The organism is Staphylococcus sp. 17KM0847, from assembly GCF_013463155.1.
GTDB lineage: Bacteria > Bacillota > Bacilli > Staphylococcales > Staphylococcaceae > Staphylococcus.
Genome location: NZ_CP040781.1, coordinates 286,243 through 304,922, shown reverse-complemented (window position 1 = coordinate 304,922; position 18,680 = coordinate 286,243). Strand labels below are relative to the sequence as shown.

The window sequence follows — 18,680 nt, the reverse complement described above, 5'->3', positions numbered from 1 at the left end:
TTACTTAGATTGTAGCGAAAGTTATCTCACATTGCATGAATAAAAAATGTATTTAACTGAATTGTAACACGTCTAACTTATTTCGAAGTCTTGGTTTATCAAGATGCTCCCCTATCATCACTAACGATGTAGGAATGTTGACGTTTCCTAAACTTTCAAACGATGGCAGTTCACCCGCATATTGAAATAAATAGGTTTCATTTGGGGTCTCTCTCAATTGAATATATCCTTTCATTCTTAGCACAGAATCAGGAATATTCAAAATAAAATCAATGAACATTGCGCGTGAAATAGGATGTGTAAAATGATATGTTACTGTATCATAATGTGCATGTCCTTTTTGGATATCCCTATTTTGTTGTTGACACGCTCCATCTTTCCCTTGCGTTATAACTTCTTTTATCCGTCCATGAATAGCAGTAGCAACAAAACTTTGAGGTGCCAACTGACGAACATCTTCTATCAGTTGTGTTTGTATTTCATTATTTTCTACTAAATCTATTTTATTCAAAATCACTTGTTGACTCATCGCTATTTGTGTATGCATTAAATTTTGCGTTTGCACCGTCAATGTACCTCTTGTTAAGAATCTCTGACTATCAACAATCGTAATAATTTTTGGAACTTCGAACAATTGTACAATCAAAGGATCTTGGCAAGCTAAAAGGATGTCAACAGGATTGGCAATGCCCGTAGCTTCAATGATAACTTGAGTCATACCTTGTTGATATAGTTGTTGAAGTTGGGCTACTAAATCCTCTTGTAAGTCACAGCATACACACCCTTGCAACATCGAAATAGACGTTTCAACGCCATCTAAAATATGTCCATCTACATCAAAATCACCGAATTCATTAACAATAAGTGCGACATGTTCATGTTGCTCTAACACTTTTTTAATATAATAATTCAAAAAAGTTGTCTTCCCACTACCTAAAAAACCATTTACAATGGTAATTTCTATCTTTTTATGTTGCATCTCTATCACTCTCTGTATAAAAATTTTATAAATCTGTTATAATATATACATGCTAATATGGTGTTTGACTTGATAAAGTATGTTTTATCTTCTAGAATTGCTGCATGCTACACTTTAGAATAGCATATATTTAAGTAAGAACGGCTAAAATCAACTTAAATTATAGGGCGGGTTCCATCTGAAAGAGAAAAAGAAAAAACGGATAGAATGTCTGGAGGAGAAGTAATAATGTCTGATCACCTTAACCTAAAAGGACGCGTATGCTTTAATTTATACAATGCACAAAGACAAGTGAACCGCTATTATTCTAACAAAATCTTTAAAGAATACAATATCACATATCCACAATTTTTAGTGTTAAATATTCTTTGGAAACAATCACCTGTTAATGTTAAAAAGATTGTTACAGACTTGGCATTAGATACAGGTACCGTTTCTCCACTACTTAAGCGCATGGAGCATATTGACTTGATTCGACGTGAACGTTCAGAGATAGATCAACGCGAAGTATTCGTTTATTTAACGGATAAAAGTAAAGCTATGGAGTCCAAGCTCTGCGATGCGGCAGTTATTGTAGCAGAAGCATCTTCACTATCACTTGACGAACTCGAAAATTTAAATCATATACTTGAAAAAGTCATTGATGCATTTACAGAAGACAAACATTAACAACCATTAACATACACTACTGTTATATATGTGATACATGCATACCTAAAGTCACTAGACATTGATTGAGGTATGCATGTTTTTTCATACTTTGGTCTGAAATTTAAAGAAAGCAACAGACAGGCAAAGCCCTGCTGTGCTATGTTATATTAGTACTTATACTAAATAGAATGAAGAGGATTTTTTATGCTATTTTTTGAACTTATAAAAGCACTTATTTTAGGTATTGTCGAAGGTCTCACAGAATTTGCGCCTGTTTCTTCAACAGGACATATGATTTTAGTAGATGATATGTGGCTAAAATCCACAGAGTTTTTAGGCTCAAAATCTGCTTTCACGTTCAAGGTTGTCATCCAACTTGGTTCTGTGTTTGCTGCAGCATGGATTTTTCGTCATAAGTATTTCGAAATGTTTCATATTGGTACATACGCACCACAACACCAAGACGGTCGTCGTTCAAAACCGCGTCGTCTCAAACTCACTCATATTTTAGTTGGTATGATTCCTGCGGGTGTTCTCGGTTTGTTGTTTGATGATTTAATTGAAAAATACTTATTTAGCCTACCTACTGTACTTATCGGACTCTTTTTAGGTGCAGTTTATATGATAATAGCTGATAAATATAGTCGAAATGTCCGAAATCCTGTAAATGTAGATGAAATTTCTTATTTTCAAGCTTTTGTGATTGGACTGTCACAAGCTGTTGCAATGTGGCCGGGTTTCTCACGCTCAGGCTCTACCATCTCAACAGGTGTTTTGATGAAACTCGACCATAAATCAGCATCAGATTTCACATTTATTATGGCAGTTCCCGTTATGTTAGCAGCAAGCGGTCTCTCGATTGTGAAGCATTACAACTATATAGAATTGGCACACATTCCATTCTATATCGTCGGATTTTTAGCTGCATTTATCGTTGGATTTATTTCCATCAAGCTCTTTTTGCGACTTATTCAAAATGTTAAACTTTTACCTTTTGCAATTTATCGTATTGTACTCGTAGTTGTGATAGCTGTTGTATATTACATCATTTTATAACAATACAAAAACAACATCTTAGACTTCTGTAAACACAAAAACATCTATTATAAAGTTAAGAGAATGGGATAGGTTAAATACTTTGTCAATACTTGATCGTTCTATCACATTCTCTTAATTTATATACGTTTAAATATAGATTAAGTGGGTATAATTTGAAGAATAATAAAATTGGAGGCAAACGTCTATGAATAAAACATTTAAAACTCTTGTTACTGTAATACCTGTTTTTTTAGTACCACTTATTTTAGAGCGCAAAAAGTTTAAAAAACATCCAGAAGTTCAAAAGCTTACCAATTTAACAGTCTCAACAACTAAAACAGCTGCACTTAAAACTGGTCGCACTGCTATATCCGTAAAAAATCATATTGTTAATAGTGAAAACAAAATAAAATCACACCTTCAGACTAAAAAACGTCGTCATGCACATCAAAAAGCAATGAAACAAGCAGCAAAAATACAGCGTGAGATGCGCCCCGAAAATGTACATGCTCGAGGAGACGCTTTAGCCAAAGAAAATCGAAAAGACATTCAAAAATTAGACAAAAAACTTCAAAAGGCTATCGATAAACGCCATAAAGTCGAAGAAAAAGCACAATCCTATCGTCAAAAACAAATGAAAAAGAATATGACCAAAATGCAAAAGCATGCAAAACAAGTGGGATTCGTGCCTAGTCAAGTGGATTCAAAAGTTGAAGCATATGGCGATAAGCTCGCAAAACAAAATAAAAAAAGCCTAAACAAAATGGATAAAAAACTTCAAAAAGCTATTGATAAACGTCATAAAGTCGAAGAAAAAATACGTAACCAACGTCAAAAAGCGATGAAACAGCAAATGGCAAAAGCACAAAAACATGCTAGTAAATCAGAAGCTACATCAGGTCATAATCACTTAAAATCAACACGAGCTGAACGTCAACACATTAAAAAATTGTCCCAACTTCAAAAAGCATCAACAAGTCAAACAAAGCAATAGGTTTTATCTTATGACGATTAAACGTATACTTATAGATGGAGATGCATGCCCTGTAATTGATGATATCATTCGTATTGCAGCAGGGTATGACATCTCTGTCTTTATATTTCGCAGTTATGATCATTTTTCATATCAAGATTATCCCTCTTATGTCACACTACAATATATAGATGGCGGGCGTGATGCAGTAGACTTTTCACTTTTACAATATGCAACTACAACAGATCTTGTTGTTACACAAGACTATGGTTTAGCCAGTCTTGTATTAAATCAAGCACATACCGTTTTTCATCATAACGGTTTCTTATATACACACGATAATATCGACACGCTACTCTTACAACGATTTTACAGTCAGCAAACACGCCGTAAAACAAAGCGACATCTCAAAGGGCCTAAGCCATTTACTGATGAAACACGTCAAAGATTCTGCGTTAAACTGATTCAAATATTGAGCCATTCATAAAGCCCAATGCAATTCTCCCTGTCATAAGTCAGCTATAACACGTATACTTAAATGCAGGGAGGTGATTACAATGATTAAACGAATTGCTGTTTATTGTGGTGCAAGCAAAGGGCATCGTCCTGAATATGTAGAAGCTGCATATGCACTAGGGCGTTACTTTGCCGAACAAAATATCGAACTTGTTTTTGGTGCAGGTTCTATCGGTATTATGGGGGCTATACAAGATGGCGTACTTGATCACGGGGGTAAGGCTATTGGTGTGATGCCCAAACTATTAGATCAACGTGAGATTACAAGTCAAAAAGTTTCTGAACTTATCCTTGTAGACTCTATGCATGAGCGTAAACAAAAAATGGCTGATCTTGCTGACGCCTTTGTACTTGCGCCGGGTGGTGCAGGCTCTTTAGAAGAGTTTTTTGAAGTTTATTGTTGGGCTCAAATTGGTTTACATCAGAAGCCAATCGCCATTTATAATACACATCAATTTTATGCACCATTAGCACACTTGATTCAACACATAATAGATGAGGGATTTATCAATTCAAAGTATGCACAACTCTCTCAACTGTATGATACACCTGAAGCCTTACTAAACGGCTTAAAAGCAGCTCAACCTATTTCAACACGTACATATGATTAATAATATATACAACAATAGCTGGTCAGAGTGGTGTGCTAAACATCCATTTTCTGACCAGCTATTGTATATCATATCGTTATGCTTCATTAATCTTCCAAATTCAGATGATATCGTACTTGTTTTTTTAACGGATGGTGCAACCCCAATTGCCTATTCTCGAACTGATCATAGCGTTGCATCCCTAACTTTTCCATAACACGTATAGAGGAGATGTTCTTTTCAGAAGCAATCGCAAAAACTTCTTTAATATTTTTTTGCTGTGCATAATCTATAACTGCAGCCGCTCCTTCTGTCGCAATACCGTTATTCCATACATCTGGTAATAAACGCCATCCAATCTCATAAAATGGTAAATTTCTAAATGGATATGTACTCGTTTCTGGCAAATAATTCAACCCAATCATCCCTATCCATTCTTTTGTTGCTTTTAATTCGACTGCAAACATACCAATATGATGTAGATCCAAATATGTTTTTATCGATTCGAAATGTTTTGCTGTTCTTTGATAACTTAATATACTTGGAAAAAATTGACACACTTGGCGATTGGCATTCAATTGCTGTAATGACGATAAGTCTTCACGTTTCCATCCACGTAAATATAACCGCTCTGTTTCCATATATATCGTCATAACACAACTCCCTTTCTATTGAAGCCCCACTTTATAACTGAGCGGGCATCATTTATAAAATACGACTCCGCTTGTAATGAATCATTCAAAAAAAATTGAGGACTAAAGACAAAAATGCCCTAGTCCCGACGTTTCAATTTTTATGCTTTTGATATATAACTGATAAGCTGAATTTTTACTGGGACTTCTTTTATACGTTCTTCATTATAATCTTTAATGATATTAAACACTGCGTCTATATAATCATGTCGATGCTTTAAACGATAAGTCGCTGTATATGTTTCCCAATCATGTTGAAAGTTCGGCTTTAGCGCAATTGATCTTTCAAGTTCTCCAGTTGAATCAATCATGTCATAACCTGTGATATTTTCAAGCTCTCTTCCGAGTTCAACAAGTGACATGTCACGTCCTTCTAAAAGTGCAAATTCTTTTTCATACATAGACGATTCCTCTTTTCTATTCGTTCATTTCTATTGTTTTTCAACATACCCTTACATCATTATTTTCAAACAGCTCAATTTGAAATTTATTGTTCTTCTTTATCGTGCGCATCGTTTTGCTGCTGATTTTCTGAAGTTTCATCTTGTGCTGAGGTAGACGATGCTTCATCTTCCTTAGTACTTCTTTTTTCTTCTTCATTGCGATTGACATCATGTTCAATCTTATCTTCCATTTCTCTAATTTGATCATCCAGTTTATCGCCTTGTTCTTTTAACTTTTTATTTTCTTGTTTCAATGTTTTCTGTTCTTTTTCAAGTGACTGAATCTCATCTTGTAGCTTAGCTTTTTCACTTTTGCCACACCCTGTTAACATCAATGCACCTATCATTAATATTGCAACTTGTTTCTTCATAATCTCTCTCCAATGCAAGAATTGCTTATCTTTATTCTATCATGTCTTTCAATATGACGCATAAACATAAATAGAAATCAGCACACCTGAATCTCACTCATTCCAACTCACTTGATAATAATGATTGATTTCTATACTTAAAGTCGTATAATAAGGTCATCTTAACAAATCACATTGAACAAAGGTGTATTGCTTTATGAAAACTACCAATGAATTGATGAAAGAAAACAACGTAAAGTCTTTACGTCTCAATAATACAGATCGTCAAATTTTTGAAAGTTATATGACATATGTACGTGCAGATATGCGTGTTAATGCGTACGACTCTGAAAAAGTATTACAACGCATTTTAACACACCTACTCAAAGCAGAAAACAAAGGAACTCATGCTATGGATTTCTTTAATCATGATCCTAAAAAGCATGCGATTCAAACAATTAAAACACTGCCCAATCATACATTTATTAATATTTTTCGATATATTTATCAGCATATCATCTTTTTATTAGGGCTTTTCTGCTTTCTCAAAGGATTTTTAGGTTTCTTTATTAATGATACACGTATTTTTATTTATACATTTCCACTCACCTTTTTAAGTGGTCTATTTGTTATCTTCTTATTTGTATGGGCTTGTTTTAAAATGGTGCAACTCCAAGCATTTAGCTATTCTCGCTGGGCATGGCTGGGTGGTTATTTCATTTTGATAGGTCTTATTATGATTATGTTTAATATCTTTTTCTTTCCACAACGTTTTTTAGAGTTTGGCCCTTATTTTCATATTGACAACTGGACATTCATTATTGCATCTCTATTTATTCTACCCGTAGGACTCTATATGAATACAAAGCAACAACAAGATAATCGTGCCTCATGGCGTTGATGTAACTCTATATGTCTTAATTACGTTTTTAAGATGCTTAACATCTTTATGTTTTTACAACCATAACGCATCAATAAAAAACCACGTGACCATCATAAGCATAACCAACGCTTGTACTAGTGTACTTGAGAAGAATGCAACTACTGCACCCACACTCACTTTAATCGCACTATACAAGTGACGCTTTTGTATGTATTCGATGACTAAAACAGCAACAAACGGAACAATCATAATACCAAACGGTGGCAAAATAAATGTACCCACAATAACCCCTATCCATGCCGCATACTCTGCCTGTTTAGAACCTCCAAATCGTGTTACAAAATAACGACTCAAAAATATATCTACCATAAGAATAAACAACGTCCACAATAGCATGGCACCCCAAAACCATAACGACAATGACGCTCTATCAATCCCAAAATAATAAATAAAAAAGCCAATCCAAAGCATCAAAACAGCAGGAATAACTGGCTTAACAAGTCCAACGAATGCCATAATAAATGTCATCAAAACAAGTATCCATAAAACAACAGATATATTTTCCATAATGTTACCTCTCTTACAATATAACTGGATTATTCATTTTTTGTTGAATGTCATGATCGTACAGCAACATCTTTTTTAGTAAATAAAATAAGAATAAAACCACAAACCAGTGAAAATGCTGAAACATAAAAGACGTTACCTAATCCCACCCAGTTGCTCATTGCTCCACCGAGTAAATTACCTAACAGCTGACCGATTACCATTGCATTCGCAAACAGCGTGGAGGCGTACCCTGGAAATTGTGGTAGAATATCTTGAAAATAGCTAATCCCTATGCCTAATAACACTGCTAAAAATGCTGCTAAAAAGACCTGACCTATTAACATGATGTGTACACTCTCAAAAATACCAATACTTGCAAAGAATAAAGCACCACAAAGTGCAGCAATAGCTAAGAGCGTCCGAGTCGAAACTTTACTCGCAACAATACCTAAAATAATCATAAATGGCACTTCTAAGCCTGCACACAAACTTGCAAGATGTCCCACATACTTTTCTTCTTCATGTAAATAATTAGTGACAAATAATGGCATATTCAATGTATACATCCATTGACCAACATGAAGTAATATAAACGCTAAAAATGGCACAATTAAATATGTATGTGTCAGCATAGAAGGTGCATTTTGTTCAGTGGGTGTATGCTCACGTACAGGTTGGGTGGATTGGACGTCTTTAAAAAAGAAGACTTGCAATATAAGTGTCGTTAAAATAATAGCTACTGTACCACCAAATAAGCCACTATATCCCATTGATTGATTTAAAATATTACCTACTAACGGACCAAATAAGAAGCCAAAAGAAAACATGGAACGGAGTACAGAGTTTGCAAAGATGGCACGACTGCTTGATGTAGATTGATTAATCGATTCTCTCGCTGATGCGTATAATTGAGGCATAGCTGGTGCAAACAATCCTTGAAACACTGCGTATAATATAATAAACAAAATAATATTATCTACAAAAAACGGAAGAGAAAAACTAATGGCACCCATTAACAACGCTATAATAATAATGATTTTACGATTAATAGCATGGGTATCTGAAAATCGTGCCACGATAGCATTCATTGTAAATTGACTCATTGCTGCTAGAGCTAAGAGTAAACCAAACTCGTTTGTTGTCATTCCCAATTGGTTAGTTGCAAATAATACAAAAAATGGTACCGTTACTGCTATCCCCATTCCAATTAACATCATATTTACAATAAATAACTTATAATTTTTAATCGTTAATAGCTCGCGAAACATACAAATCTCCTTTTTATTTGACCTCACCAAACAATAAAGAAGCAAGATTTAAGCACTTTTATCAAAAACCTCACCTCTCACAATCAATAAAAATCGTAAAATGACTATGCACTGACCTTTAATTTCTCTTTATATCAGGCTTAGCCAATCACTTATAGATATTTACAATAAAAATTGCACACTACCTTTATATTAGTGTAGCGCAATATCATTATTACGAGTTTCCTGAACATACTCTTTTAAAACACGTATAAAAGCATTGACTTGTGGCAGTTGCATCATACTCATGTCATAGCTTAAATATGTTGCACGAACAAGTGGGCGCTCTTCGATATCTACTTTAATCATTTCAAACTGATCTGCATCCAAATCTTTTGTCATAATTTCTGGTAATATCGTCAACCCAACACCACTCAGCAATAGCGCCTTACACGTTGCAACTTGATCCACTTTAATACGCGCATGATAGTCTTGAGACATATGTTGATAATACCATGCCTTAATTTGGTTAATATAAACTGGATCTGCTTGAAACTCAATAAACGGCAGCTTATGTAATTCTGATGCTTTGTTTTTAGGATAAATGAAGTAATGTTGGTCATCCATTAAATGGTCATTATGTTTATTTAAGAGCTGGTTCCCTCTCACAATCATAATGTGGTAATCATTATAATGTGTTTTAATATGGTCACTCGAACCAATTTGTAATTTAATTTCTACATTAGGATATTCTGATGTATAACGGCTTAATACGTCGGGTAACACGGCCTGCCCCACCAGTGATGAACAACCAATTGATAGACTGCCATTAATTTCTCCAACATGGGCTTTAATCTTATCTTGAAAGAGGCTTTCTTGATTTAACATCTCTTTAGCATGTGCAATAACCATTGCACCTTCTGTCGTCGTGATTAATTGCTTTTTAGTTCTTATAAAAATATCGACACCAAAATAACGTTCAATAGATTTTAAACGCTGCGTCACAGCTGGCTGAGAAATATAAAGACGTTCTGCTGCTTTACGCAAAGTCCTCGTTTCATCTAATGTGATAAGTAATCGATAATCATCAATTTTCACTACTGTTCCTCCTCTAACTATAACTACTCTTATTTCCAATCTAAACTAAAGAAACACCAGACGACGCCTCGTCCAGTGTGCCATTCAATATCCTAACATCACACATTTCCAAGTCGTCTGTTCTTTAATATGTGCGTGAGTGTTCTCTCCTGTAATGTTTATGTCTAATCTTTTTGAAACAATACATGACCTTGTCTTCAATACTTTTAAAATCTTCATCAATTTGTATCATTAATTGATGTGCAATAATATATGCTTCATGATATTGTTTACGCGTAATTTGATTCGTCTGTAACGCACGCTCTAAGTCATCTTGGTCTACAAGTTCATAACGTCCATCTGGTAAAACTAGAACATCCAGATATAAATCTAACGTTCTCGCTTTACCCTTTTGAGTAATATTTTTTAAATTAACATCAAAATAATACTGTAACGGCTCACCACGATCGTTGAACATCACAGTTACACTATAACGTTTCTTTTCTGGTACGATTTGCAACCATTGGTATTTATCATCAGCTACAATCATCTTCTTACCCACAACGGTCACTTCTAACGGCTCCCTCACTTTATTAATCGTGATTAAACCGATAATACCTTTAAACTTATTGTTATTGACTTTTACTTCTATATAATCACGGTCTAAGAGGCGACGCCAGTGACGTTTATCAATGTATTTTACTTTCACAGTCACCCTCCTCCTTTCGTTTATTATATATAAATAATAGCACCCTGTCACTCGTTCGAACTTTAACGCATTTATTTTGACTGCGATGAATAGATCATTAAAAGTATCTCGTTTTATTTATTATCATTTCATAAGCGCAAAAATAGCAAGAATTGTAATAATTTAATTTGAAAATCGCAATATTTTTTAATGGTGTTATATTTGCATAGCTACCTCAAAAAGTCATAATAATAAAACATTTGATACTACAACATGACTGGCACAGACTAAAAAACTTATATCGTTTGAGTTAATAAGGTGTTATAAGCATCAAACAAACATCTTTTGTAGTAAGCCTTTTTTACGATGTTTTAATAGTTCAATTTTATCGAATCGTCTTTTTATTAACTTATCTAATTTGTTAAAGAATACTCCTATTTTTCTTTGTTCCTCACTAGAAGGTATTACAAGACTTATATTTTCAATATCTTGAGCGCTTATATTGGGTTGTGCTCCTGCCACTAGTAACTTAGTTAGCTCTTTTTTGAAATTCATTGAATTCAAATAGGCAAATATAAAATCATTGTCGCCTCCATCTTTCATTACAAATTTACCTATACGTTGGTTTAAGTAACTAGGATTGTCACTAATATATTTACCTAATTTACCTGTAGTAGCTCCTGACATTGCTATTAATATATCGTTTTTATTAATTATAAACCTTTCATCAATATTTATATCTTCAGGATAATAAGTTGTCCCTACTGAAACTAAGGATTTATTAATGTCTGTGATTCTTATAATTGGTGTGCCTTTGTCTGAAAATAAATTACTTTGAAAAGCATAACCATTTTGTAAATGTATAATATTATTTAATCTTTTAACTTCCCATTCTGGATACTCTTTCCCATTTTCATCTTTAAATCTTAACTCTTGAGAAAAAATCTTTTGCATATATCCTTTTTTCTTTTCTTCTAGTTTGGCTAACTTTTGTTCTTCTAATTCGATTTGTTGGTCCAGTTTGCTGAAAAATCCACCAATTTTTTGTTGTTCTTCAATCGAACCTTTATATAATCTAACATTTTCCACTAAATTCCAATCCGTACGAGGCATTTTTGACCCTGCAGTTTTATTTGCCACATTACTAAACCTATTGGACTGAATAAAAAAGTATAAAAAAAGATTTGATAACTTTTGCTTATCCAAGCTGTCTAAAACCCAAATTTCAGATGAACATACACCATTCATTTGTGCATAATAATATTTATTTAAATATGGTCTTAACTTACTATACAACACGTTACCTTTATAAAATTTATTTTTCTGACTTGTAAAGTTTTTAGATATATATGTATTAAGTAATCGGCCAGTATTTTGCTCAATACTATCTAGTTCTATATCTTGAGTTGAGTCTTCCTTTTTGGGATCAAATTTTTTACTTTTATTCGTAACAATTTCACCAAATAAATTATATTCCCATTCTCCATCAAATTCTGGAAATCTTAATTCGGGTACATTTTTCGTTTGATTAGTCATGTGTTATCCCCCTTAATGTCTTTAAGTAGCCTTCTATTTCTTATTCTACTTCTTTAATCTCCACATCTGCTTGTACTCGTTCTAAATCTATGGACTCTTCTTCAAATGTATCGACATATCTTGTTATAGTCATTGTCTGCGATTTCTTCTAAGCTTGCTGTATAACTTATCTATGACTTCTCTATTTGTGTAAAAATTGATGTTTTTCGACTTATTGGTCAGTTGGGTTATTTGGGTTTTCCCTTTTTTAAATTCAAATGACTGTGAAAAGCTGTCCCTCGTACGTCAACATCGTCTTGAATATCTATGTGTATTTTTATTTTAAGTCGTTTTAATATATCATTACACATAGGCGCATCATGTCTACTTTAATTTGAGTTTGAGCACTTAAAATTATAGAGACATGTGTGCTTTTTGTATACCACAAAAGGTGAAGCGCCCAACAAAATACACCCTCTCAAATCTCTTAAAGACATCAAAGGGTGTAGATGCGTTAATATAGCGCTCTTTTAGCGTATCGTGTAATAATTGCTTCATGCTGTGGATAACGTTCTAATAATTCATCTTGCGTAAAAAGTTTGAAATATTCGAAGCGAAATGCAGGTTGTACCATACAGCCTACGATAGCAAAAGCATCTTGTTCCTCAATAGAAGACGCGAATATTGTATGTTTAGGGACAACATATTGTAAAACATCTCCTCGGTCAACTTGCGCGCCTAAACGTACTGCTTCGTATGTACCGTCAGCGTGAATCATATGAATCGTTAATGTTGCACCTGCATGATAATACCATATTTCATCAGCATCAATTTGATGAAAGTGAGAAATATTCGTATCTTCTAATAAAAAGTAAATGCTCGAATAGTTTGGTCGATCTTTCACCTTATCAGCACTTAAAATGGTTTGACGATAATATCCACCTTCTGGATGAGGTTCTAACTGCAAATGTTTTATCCATTGCTTTGCATTCATTCATTATGCTCCAATCATTACAATGCTACATTGTGAAAGACATGTTGAACATCTTCAAGGTCTTCCAACACGTCGACAAGCTTCTCAAAAGTTTCTTGATCTTCAGAGGATAATTGTACTTCTGTTTGCGGTAACATTTCCAACTCTGCCACTTCGAAGTCTTGTACACCTAAATCGCGTAATGCTTGTTGAACAGACGCAAATTGGTCAGGCTCTGCATATACAATTGTTAAGTCTCCCTCTTCAATTACATCACGTACATCAATTTCTTTATCCATGAGTTGCTCTAAAACTGTATCAACATCAAAACCTTCAAAAGCAAATGTTGCAGTGTGGTCAAACATATATGCTACTGACCCTGAAACACCCATATTGCCGCCATTTTTACCAAATGCTGCACGCACATCAGAAGCCGTACGATTGACATTGTTCGTAAGTGCATCGACAATCAACATCGCACCACTTGGACCAAAACCTTCATAGCGTAAGGCATCAAAGTTCTCATCTCCGCCACCTTTTGCTTTATCAATAGCTCTATCAATAATATGATTGGGTACAGAATACGTTTTAGCACGTTCTAACACAAGTTTTAATGCTTGGTTAGATTCTGGATCCGGTTCACCTGATTTAGCTGCCACATAAATTTCTTTACCAAACTTAGCATAAATACGACTTGTATTTTTATCTTTCTGTGCTTTTTTCTCCTTAATGTTGTTCCATTTACGTCCCATTCTTCCATCTCACTTTCGATTGCTTTTAAATTACTTTTATTATACATGGTACATTGAGATGAAAGCAATACACTCAAATATGTACGACTTATCACAAACAATCATACTATAACTTTCTCACTACCTATATCGTATCCTCTATATTAAGGTTAGAATTTTTAAATATTGATCTTCTCTAAGTGAGTATCAATATAAACTAACACTCTATTTATCTTGTCATACCTGTCTTGATCAATACAATGCCTCAGCTCTCATACCGCTTTATTGATATTTATTCAGCATTTCTTGGGAAATATGGCAATAATCGTCTGGACATTTGGCTAAACGGTCTTGATGTTCTTCAGCGCTTCGTACATAATTCTCCAATGCTTTAACTTCAACTGCAATTCGGTCTACATCACTTCTATTTGCTATAAATTGACGTGCAGCTTCTAAATGGTACTCTTGCTCACTATAGACACCTGTTCGATATTTTAACCCAACGTCTTCACCTTGTTTGTTTACACTATATGGGTCTATAATTTCAAACAAGTATGTCATCAAATCTTCTACTTGTACAATTGCAGGATCAAATACAGTCTTTACACATTCTGCATAGCCATCGTATTCACCTTCAAGTGTACGGCTACTTCCGTTCGCCCTACCCGCTTCTGTCTCAACTACACCGGGTAATGTCTTTACAAAAGCTTGCACACCCCATAAACAACCACCTGCTAAATATATCGTTTCCATAGCCAACTCCCACTCCACTTTTATATTAAGTGTTTTTGATTAATCCAATTTTAGTATTAAATCGATTTTTAAGAAAGTCGATGTACTTAAACCATTTCAAATAACGCCATCTATCGGATATATATCACTATTTATCTTTTAGCTACTTGTGCAAGTCGAAGTGCGTGGCGAATAATACGAAATAGATTTAGAAATAAATTAAAACCCATTTCTCTTGGTGAAAAAGCACCTCGTCTCATTCTATTAAAATCATATAATGTATATAAAAGAAAAAGTAATAATCCAATAACAGAAATCACTGTGTATAACATAGGAATATGTAAAAACCAACCAACGATACTCATACAGATTAGTGCGATTAATGTAACAAATAAGTATCTGCCCATGCGAGATGCATCTTGAATCACAAAAAAGCCAAGAATACCAAAAACTAAAAATCCAACGATTGCTAATAGAATAACTGTCCAAAAATCTTTAGCACCCAAATCTGTCCATGCATACATCACTGTTGCATAAGATAACAAGCCCGCCACAATTGTGTAGATATGTGAGATAATAGGGCCACTAAAGCGCGCTCTTTGTATAAACATCGTCATTAAAATAAGCACTGCCAAACCTATGGATAACGGTTGATGCCATGCATGGGGCAAAAATTGACCGAAATACATCGAAACACTGAAAACCAACCAATAATATAAAAAGAACAACCAAACTTGTGCATAACGATTATGCTGGGAAAACTTAACCATATAGCATTACCTTTCCTTTCTCTTATATTGTATGCATTTTTAGCTATATATCAAAAGATAATCAATCACAAAAACATTTAAAAATTATTACAGATTCGTAACATCGCCCACAAGGATAATAATATTTGATACCATGTACAAGAATAATAAAACAATAATTTACAATATGTCGATATTTATACATAAGGAGGCAGTACATTGAAAAAATTCGCATTTGCACTTACAGTGACATCTGGCGCAGCAGCTGTGCTTGCACATCAAGATGCCGAAGCTTCAACACAACATACCGTACAATCAGGTGAGTCTTTATGGACAATTGCACAACAATATGGTACAACCGTCGATGCACTTAAACAAGCTAATGGTTTATCTAATAATATGGTCTTCCCTAACCAAACTTTATCGATTCATTCTAGTGGTCATACACAAACTTATACAACACAAGCCACAGGGGGACAAGGTCATACAGTAACAGCAGGTGAATCTTTAGATGTTATTGCCGCTCAATATGGTGTATCTGTACAAGATTTAATGAATGCCAATGGTTTGAATGGCTATCTTATTCACCCTAACCAAACATTACAAATCCCGGGTCACACGGCTAATTATGTGCCAACTGCTAACGTAAGTGGTTCACCATCTGGAGATGCATCCGGTACAACTTATACAAATGGAGGCTATAACTCACCAACATTTAGTCACTCTAATTTATATACATGGGGACAATGTACATGGCATGCTTTTAACCGTCGTGCAGAAACAGGTCAAACCATTAGTACTTACTGGTGGAATGCTGATAATTGGGCAAGCCGTGCTGCTGCAGATGGCTATTCTGTGAACAACACTCCCCAAGCAGGCGCTATTTTACAAACTACTGAAGGGGCTGTCGGACACGTTGCTTACGTTGAACGTGTCAACGGAGATGGTAGCGTCCTCGTTTCAGAAATGAATTATAACACACCACCGGGTGTTGTAGGTTATCGTACAATTCCAAGTTCACTTACAAGCTCATTCAATTATATTCATTAGTAAAAAAGTTTGTGATGTCACACTTTTAAATGCGACATCACAAACTTTTTTGTTGTTATAAGAAAAGATTCAAAATCATATAGATCAATCCTGAAATCACTGCCGAAATAGGTAATGTAATGACCCATGTGACAATCATACGTTTAGCCGTATTCCAATGTACACCTTTGATACGATTGGCTGATCCTACACCAAGAATTGATGACGATACGACATGTGTTGTTGACAATGGAAAATGTAATGATGAAGCAACAAATATCGTCAATGCTGATGCCAAATCTGCCGAAGCGCCATTAGCCGGACGGATTTTCATAATATTACCGCCCACCGTTTTAATAATTTTCCAACCACCAACTGCTGTACCTAACCCCATTGCTGTTGCACATGATATTTTAACCCATAATGCAGGTTCAACACTCGTCTGAACATTTGCAACAATTAAAGCCATCGTAATAATACCCATAGATTTTTGTGCATCATTAGTACCATGAGAAAAAGATTGTAATGATGCTGTGAAAATTTGAAACAAACGAAAATTACGGTTCGTACGTGCAAGGTTTGCGTTTTTAAAAATACGTTTTACTAATGAATAAATAATAAAACCCACTGTAAATGCAATGATAGGCGACAAAATTAATACGAGCACAATTTTTGTAAACCCTTGAAAATGTAATACATTTAACGACCCTGCTGACGCAATAGCAGCACCTGCAATCGCACCAATTAAAGCATGAGACGATGAGCTTGGTATACCATAATACCATGTGACTAAGTTCCAAATGATAGCCGCTAAAATTGCTGCTAATACAACAACCAATCCATTTTCAAGTGTAAATGGATTAACAATCTCTTTTGTAATGGTTGATGCCACTCCTGTAAATGTGAGCGCACCAATAAAGTTCATCACTGCTGCTAAAAGAATTGCATGTCTTGGTGACAATGCACGTGTAGAAACGGCTGTAGCTACGGCATTCGCTGTATCATGAAATCCATTAATAAAGTCAAAAACCAACGAAAAAATAATAATAGCTACTGTTATAATCATCAAAAACTCCATAGTTGAAGACTCCTTAGCTATTTTTCATTATGATTGTTTCAAAATTATTTGCGACTGTTTGACAACGATCCGCAATATTTTCTAAACTCTCATAAATATCTTTGATTTTAATTAATGTTATTGGGTCTGTTTCACTATTAAAAATATGTTTAATCGATTGACGTAAAATGCCGTCACAATTTGTTTCATACTCTTTGATATTGATAGAATGCACACGCATATGCGCTAATTTCTTTTCCGTCATTAAACCAATCGCTAACTTCATCTCACCAATTGCTTTTTGAATGTTATCGACAAATTCTGACATATACTCATCCGTGTACTCAATAGAATACATTTCAAACATAGCCGAAGTCTCTTCCATAGCGTCAAGCACATCATCAATTGCATTACACAACGCCATAATGTCTTCACGCTCTATCGGTGTAATGAACGTTTGGTTCAAGTCTGTAATGACTTGATGCATCAAATCATCACCGTGAGACTCGTACGTTTTAATGTTATCAGCATAAGTTCTCAAATCTAGGTGTGTGTTGAAATCCATCTTACCGAACTCAACTGCAGCACGGTCTAAGTTGAAAATCATATCCTCTAGGCGCTCCATGAACTTATCCTTTTTCTTCTTAATCATTTGTAATCCTCCGATCAGCGATTTATGAAATCACTTTGTAAATGTATTGTTTACTTAATTATAAAACACTGTTAATTCAATGTTAACTTATAATTCTTATCTTATTACGATTAAGACGTCATACTCACTTTCTAATATTCTATTCGTTCAACTTGTAAATAAAAGCAATGTCTATATCTCTCATTATCAAAAGATATTCGAAGTTAAAATACAAAATTTTTTAGACACCTATTTGAAAGTAGCACACATCTCGTCACTCTACAATTAAATTTACAAAACATTAACATTTTATTTTGTTATATTGTGAATAATTGTTCATATTTTCACATTATTAGTACTACATAGCTGTTTTATTATTTCAATCATAAGTCGCTGATCGAGGTATGGAATATCTTTTAAAAATTTCTTTCGTCTTTATATTAAATAAGGACGGAACAAAAAGCTTTTGCAATCCCGCCCTAGCAAGAGTAACTCAAAGTGAAAAGCGCTTGTTAAAATACTTTTTCATTTTAGAAACCTACTGCTACTTATAGATATTTACTCACTTGTTTAGGACAATTTCTCCT

Annotated in this window: 22 protein-coding genes; 7 read left to right on the top strand and 15 right to left on the bottom strand. The window is 34.4% G+C overall.

What is annotated here, in order from left to right; translation table 11 throughout:
• Positions 1 to 52: 52 nt before the first annotated feature.
• Positions 53 to 979 (bottom strand): CobW family GTP-binding protein, encoded by a 927-nt coding sequence (locus tag FGL66_RS01510; RefSeq protein WP_180809862.1) that lies wholly within the window; start codon positions 977 to 979, stop codon positions 53 to 55.
• Positions 980 to 1,207: 228 nt separating this feature from the next.
• On the opposite strand from FGL66_RS01510, the gene FGL66_RS01505 reads away from it, so the two are divergent.
• From FGL66_RS01505 to FGL66_RS01485, 5 genes are all read left to right on the top strand, one after another.
• On the top strand, positions 1,208 to 1,648 hold the full coding sequence (locus tag FGL66_RS01505; RefSeq protein WP_180809861.1) for a MarR family winged helix-turn-helix transcriptional regulator: 441 nt from the start codon (positions 1,208 to 1,210) through the stop codon (positions 1,646 to 1,648).
• Between the two features lie 186 nt (positions 1,649 to 1,834).
• Entirely contained in the window at positions 1,835 to 2,686 is an 852-nt protein-coding gene (locus FGL66_RS01500; protein ID WP_180809860.1) for an undecaprenyl-diphosphate phosphatase, read from the top strand.
• A 187-nt stretch (positions 2,687 to 2,873) separates the two neighbouring features.
• The gene (locus tag FGL66_RS01495) at positions 2,874 to 3,662 is read left to right on the top strand and encodes a hypothetical protein (protein WP_180809859.1); all 789 of its coding nucleotides are present in this window, start codon (positions 2,874 to 2,876) and stop codon (positions 3,660 to 3,662) included.
• 10 nt (positions 3,663 to 3,672) lie between these two features.
• Positions 3,673 to 4,128 carry a DUF188 domain-containing protein gene (locus FGL66_RS01490; RefSeq protein ID WP_180809858.1) on the top strand — a complete coding sequence of 152 codons (456 nt, stop codon included), beginning with the start codon at positions 3,673 to 3,675 and terminating at the stop codon, positions 4,126 to 4,128.
• A gap of 73 nt (positions 4,129 to 4,201) precedes the next feature.
• On the top strand, positions 4,202 to 4,768 hold the full coding sequence (locus FGL66_RS01485; RefSeq protein ID WP_258007312.1) for an LOG family protein: 567 nt from the start codon (positions 4,202 to 4,204) through the stop codon (positions 4,766 to 4,768).
• Positions 4,769 to 4,854: 86 nt separating this feature from the next.
• Here the strand turns inward: FGL66_RS01485 and FGL66_RS01480 are convergent, their stop codons facing one another.
• From FGL66_RS01480 to FGL66_RS01470, 3 genes are all read right to left on the bottom strand, one after another.
• Positions 4,855 to 5,400, bottom strand: a complete 546-nt coding sequence (locus FGL66_RS01480; RefSeq protein WP_180809856.1) for a GNAT family N-acetyltransferase — start codon at positions 5,398 to 5,400, stop codon at positions 4,855 to 4,857.
• A gap of 140 nt (positions 5,401 to 5,540) precedes the next feature.
• Entirely contained in the window at positions 5,541 to 5,840 is a 300-nt protein-coding gene (locus FGL66_RS01475; protein WP_180809855.1) for a hypothetical protein, read from the bottom strand.
• Between the two features lie 86 nt (positions 5,841 to 5,926).
• Positions 5,927 to 6,253, bottom strand: coding sequence for an SA0632 family lipoprotein (locus FGL66_RS01470; RefSeq protein ID WP_180809854.1), 327 nt, complete (start codon positions 6,251 to 6,253; stop codon positions 5,927 to 5,929).
• A 196-nt stretch (positions 6,254 to 6,449) separates the two neighbouring features.
• Here FGL66_RS01470 and FGL66_RS01465 point away from each other — a divergent pair, with 196 nt between their 5' ends.
• Positions 6,450 to 7,133 (top strand): hypothetical protein, encoded by a 684-nt coding sequence (locus FGL66_RS01465; protein ID WP_180809853.1) that lies wholly within the window; start codon positions 6,450 to 6,452, stop codon positions 7,131 to 7,133.
• Between the two features lie 54 nt (positions 7,134 to 7,187).
• Here FGL66_RS01465 and FGL66_RS01460 read toward each other — a convergent pair whose 3' ends face one another.
• The 9 genes from FGL66_RS01460 to FGL66_RS01420 form a co-directional block, all read right to left on the bottom strand.
• Positions 7,188 to 7,673 (bottom strand): DUF456 domain-containing protein, encoded by a 486-nt coding sequence (locus FGL66_RS01460; protein ID WP_180810444.1) that lies wholly within the window; start codon positions 7,671 to 7,673, stop codon positions 7,188 to 7,190.
• Between the two features lie 59 nt (positions 7,674 to 7,732).
• On the bottom strand, positions 7,733 to 8,932 hold the full coding sequence (locus FGL66_RS01455) for a sugar efflux transporter (RefSeq protein ID WP_180809852.1): 1,200 nt from the start codon (positions 8,930 to 8,932) through the stop codon (positions 7,733 to 7,735).
• Between the two features lie 192 nt (positions 8,933 to 9,124).
• Positions 9,125 to 10,009, bottom strand: coding sequence for a LysR family transcriptional regulator (locus tag FGL66_RS01450; RefSeq protein ID WP_180809851.1), 885 nt, complete (start codon positions 10,007 to 10,009; stop codon positions 9,125 to 9,127).
• A gap of 124 nt (positions 10,010 to 10,133) precedes the next feature.
• Positions 10,134 to 10,697 (bottom strand): ribonuclease FAU-1 family protein, encoded by a 564-nt coding sequence (locus FGL66_RS01445; protein WP_180809850.1) that lies wholly within the window; start codon positions 10,695 to 10,697, stop codon positions 10,134 to 10,136.
• 309 nt (positions 10,698 to 11,006) lie between these two features.
• Entirely contained in the window at positions 11,007 to 12,212 is a 1,206-nt protein-coding gene (locus FGL66_RS01440) for a restriction endonuclease subunit S (RefSeq protein WP_180809849.1), read from the bottom strand.
• 493 nt (positions 12,213 to 12,705) lie between these two features.
• The gene (locus FGL66_RS01435; protein ID WP_180809848.1) at positions 12,706 to 13,185 is read right to left on the bottom strand and encodes a cupin domain-containing protein; all 480 of its coding nucleotides are present in this window, start codon (positions 13,183 to 13,185) and stop codon (positions 12,706 to 12,708) included.
• A gap of 17 nt (positions 13,186 to 13,202) precedes the next feature.
• Complete coding sequence (locus FGL66_RS01430) at positions 13,203 to 13,916, bottom strand: YebC/PmpR family DNA-binding transcriptional regulator (protein WP_180809847.1); 714 nt, start codon at positions 13,914 to 13,916, stop codon at positions 13,203 to 13,205.
• A 261-nt stretch (positions 13,917 to 14,177) separates the two neighbouring features.
• The gene (locus FGL66_RS01425; RefSeq protein WP_180809846.1) at positions 14,178 to 14,648 is read right to left on the bottom strand and encodes a peptide-methionine (S)-S-oxide reductase; all 471 of its coding nucleotides are present in this window, start codon (positions 14,646 to 14,648) and stop codon (positions 14,178 to 14,180) included.
• A 131-nt stretch (positions 14,649 to 14,779) separates the two neighbouring features.
• Positions 14,780 to 15,397: a Bax inhibitor-1/YccA family protein gene (locus FGL66_RS01420; RefSeq protein ID WP_180809845.1), complete on the bottom strand. Its 618-nt coding sequence runs from the start codon at positions 15,395 to 15,397 to the stop codon at positions 14,780 to 14,782.
• A gap of 198 nt (positions 15,398 to 15,595) precedes the next feature.
• On the opposite strand from FGL66_RS01420, the gene FGL66_RS01415 reads away from it, so the two are divergent.
• Positions 15,596 to 16,426 (top strand): LysM peptidoglycan-binding domain-containing protein, encoded by an 831-nt coding sequence (locus FGL66_RS01415; RefSeq protein WP_180809844.1) that lies wholly within the window; start codon positions 15,596 to 15,598, stop codon positions 16,424 to 16,426.
• A gap of 55 nt (positions 16,427 to 16,481) precedes the next feature.
• Here the strand turns inward: FGL66_RS01415 and FGL66_RS01410 are convergent, their stop codons facing one another.
• Together FGL66_RS01410 and FGL66_RS01405 are read right to left on the bottom strand one after the other, a co-directional pair.
• Positions 16,482 to 17,483, bottom strand: coding sequence for an inorganic phosphate transporter (locus tag FGL66_RS01410; protein ID WP_180809843.1), 1,002 nt, complete (start codon positions 17,481 to 17,483; stop codon positions 16,482 to 16,484).
• A gap of 13 nt (positions 17,484 to 17,496) precedes the next feature.
• Positions 17,497 to 18,114: a DUF47 domain-containing protein gene (locus FGL66_RS01405; RefSeq protein WP_180809842.1), complete on the bottom strand. Its 618-nt coding sequence runs from the start codon at positions 18,112 to 18,114 to the stop codon at positions 17,497 to 17,499.
• Positions 18,115 to 18,680 lie beyond the last annotated feature (566 nt).

Excerpts from the sequence above, each read along its gene's own strand:
- FGL66_RS01510 (WP_180809862.1), bottom strand. The coding sequence starts at position 979 with ATGCAACATAAAAAGATAGAAATTACCATTGTAAATGGTTTTTTAGGT.
- FGL66_RS01505 (WP_180809861.1), top strand. The coding sequence starts at position 1,208 with ATGTCTGATCACCTTAACCTAAAAGGACGCGTATGCTTTAATTTATAC.
- FGL66_RS01500 (WP_180809860.1), top strand. The coding sequence starts at position 1,835 with ATGCTATTTTTTGAACTTATAAAAGCACTTATTTTAGGTATTGTCGAA.
- FGL66_RS01495 (WP_180809859.1), top strand. The coding sequence starts at position 2,874 with ATGAATAAAACATTTAAAACTCTTGTTACTGTAATACCTGTTTTTTTA.
- FGL66_RS01490 (WP_180809858.1), top strand. The coding sequence starts at position 3,673 with ATGACGATTAAACGTATACTTATAGATGGAGATGCATGCCCTGTAATT.
- FGL66_RS01480 (WP_180809856.1), bottom strand. The coding sequence starts at position 5,400 with ATGACGATATATATGGAAACAGAGCGGTTATATTTACGTGGATGGAAA.
- FGL66_RS01475 (WP_180809855.1), bottom strand. The coding sequence starts at position 5,840 with ATGTATGAAAAAGAATTTGCACTTTTAGAAGGACGTGACATGTCACTT.
- FGL66_RS01470 (WP_180809854.1), bottom strand. The coding sequence starts at position 6,253 with ATGAAGAAACAAGTTGCAATATTAATGATAGGTGCATTGATGTTAACA.
- FGL66_RS01465 (WP_180809853.1), top strand. The coding sequence starts at position 6,450 with ATGAAAACTACCAATGAATTGATGAAAGAAAACAACGTAAAGTCTTTA.
- FGL66_RS01455 (WP_180809852.1), bottom strand. The coding sequence starts at position 8,932 with ATGTTTCGCGAGCTATTAACGATTAAAAATTATAAGTTATTTATTGTA.
- FGL66_RS01440 (WP_180809849.1), bottom strand. The coding sequence starts at position 12,212 with ATGACTAATCAAACGAAAAATGTACCCGAATTAAGATTTCCAGAATTT.
- FGL66_RS01435 (WP_180809848.1), bottom strand. The coding sequence starts at position 13,185 with ATGAATGCAAAGCAATGGATAAAACATTTGCAGTTAGAACCTCATCCA.
- FGL66_RS01430 (WP_180809847.1), bottom strand. The coding sequence starts at position 13,916 with ATGGGACGTAAATGGAACAACATTAAGGAGAAAAAAGCACAGAAAGAT.
- FGL66_RS01425 (WP_180809846.1), bottom strand. The coding sequence starts at position 14,648 with ATGGAAACGATATATTTAGCAGGTGGTTGTTTATGGGGTGTGCAAGCT.
- FGL66_RS01420 (WP_180809845.1), bottom strand. The coding sequence starts at position 15,397 with ATGGTTAAGTTTTCCCAGCATAATCGTTATGCACAAGTTTGGTTGTTC.
- FGL66_RS01410 (WP_180809843.1), bottom strand. The coding sequence starts at position 17,483 with ATGGAGTTTTTGATGATTATAACAGTAGCTATTATTATTTTTTCGTTG.
- FGL66_RS01405 (WP_180809842.1), bottom strand. The coding sequence starts at position 18,114 with ATGATTAAGAAGAAAAAGGATAAGTTCATGGAGCGCCTAGAGGATATG.